This is a genomic window from Vibrio sp. 2132-1 (genome assembly GCF_033344315.1).
This window is the reverse complement of record NZ_JAWPON010000566.1, coordinates 1-600: the sequence shown is the minus strand read 5'-3', so window position 1 is coordinate 600 and position 600 is coordinate 1. Positions and strand designations below refer to the sequence as shown.

At 47.3% G+C, this 600-nt stretch carries 1 protein-coding gene; it reads left to right on the top strand.

Annotated features, from left to right (window positions below; all coding sequences use genetic code 11):
- The coding region (locus tag R8N47_RS26675) for a methyl-accepting chemotaxis protein (protein WP_318186295.1) at positions 1 to 600 on the top strand (600 nt) is incomplete at both ends.

Below are 600 nucleotides of genomic sequence, written 5' to 3'. Positions count from 1 at the left end.
TCGAAGATAAGCAAGGTGAGTTGAAGTCAGACATTTCAGCGGCGACTGCACGAGCAGAATCGATTTTAGAAATGGGCATCATCGTTGTGATCTTAGCGGCGCTTGGCATGGTGTTCCTGCTGCTACGCACAGTACTTAAACCATTAAACGACATCAAAGACGCAATGGCGCAAATCGCTTCGGGTGATGGTGATCTTAGCCAACGAATCCAAATTAATACGCAAGATGAAATTGGTCAGCTGGCCAAGGCATTTAACGAGTTTGTTTCTAAAATCCAAGCGACCGTGTCACAGGTGATTGATAGCTCAAACACGCTTCGTCAAGAGATGGCAAACTTAAGCTCGCTCACCGCGACGATTGCAGATTCGACAGTATCTCAACAGCGCGATAGCGAAGCAGTTGCTGCAGCAGTGCATGAAATGCAAGTGACTAGCCGCAATGTGAGCGAGAGTGCAAATGAAGCAGCAGTTGCAAGCCAAACCGCGAATGATGAGCTTTCTAATACCAATGTGATTTTGGAGCAAACGGTCGGCTCGATTCGTGACTTGGCTGGAGAGATCGAAAGCGCAAGCCATGTGATCAATACGCTAGATAATGATG